At 62.9% G+C, this 531-nt stretch carries 1 protein-coding gene; it reads left to right on the top strand.

Translation table 11 applies throughout. The annotated features are described in order from the left end of the window. A partial coding sequence (locus ACM110_RS30000; protein ID WP_416130628.1) for a DUF6531 domain-containing protein occupies nt 1-531 on the top strand: 531 nt, incomplete at both ends.

Below are 531 nucleotides of genomic sequence, written 5' to 3'. Positions count from 1 at the left end.
CGGCGGGGGCGGGAGTTGCCTATCTGGCGATCCGCTTGGCTCGTCGCGGTACGCAGTTGATCCGTGCGGTCACGCGGCTGGTTGAGTCATTGTTCTCGATCCTCAAAACCTTCAGCGATTACGTCGAACGCTACAAAAAAGTGGCGGCACGGGGTGTCGCGGCGGGGCTGAAAAAAGGCCGGATGCAGTTGCGCTGGAAGGCTCGCAACAACACCTCGCTGAAAAAAGACGAACCCTTTGACGACGCCCCGGTTCAGGCGAAAAACCCCAATGGTGACAGCGCCGATACCGCGGATCGCACCGCCACCCACGGCTGCCCGGTGTCGCTGGTCAACGGCGAAGAACTGCTGACCCTGACTGACGGTGTGCTTGACGGGCTGCTGCCCTTCGAATTCACCCGCCTCTATCGCACCAGCGCCGTGGAACTCGACGGCGGCCTCGGTTTTGGCTGGAGCCATTCGCTGGCCCAACGCCTGGAAATCGACGGCGAGACGGTGGTCTGGGTCGATGCGGAGAACCGGCGCACGCCGT

It is taken from the genome of Pseudomonas sp. NFX98 (assembly GCF_047784845.1).
In the GTDB taxonomy this organism is placed as follows: Bacteria; Pseudomonadota; Gammaproteobacteria; order Pseudomonadales; family Pseudomonadaceae; genus Aquipseudomonas.
This window is presented reverse-complemented; position numbering and strand designations above follow the sequence as displayed.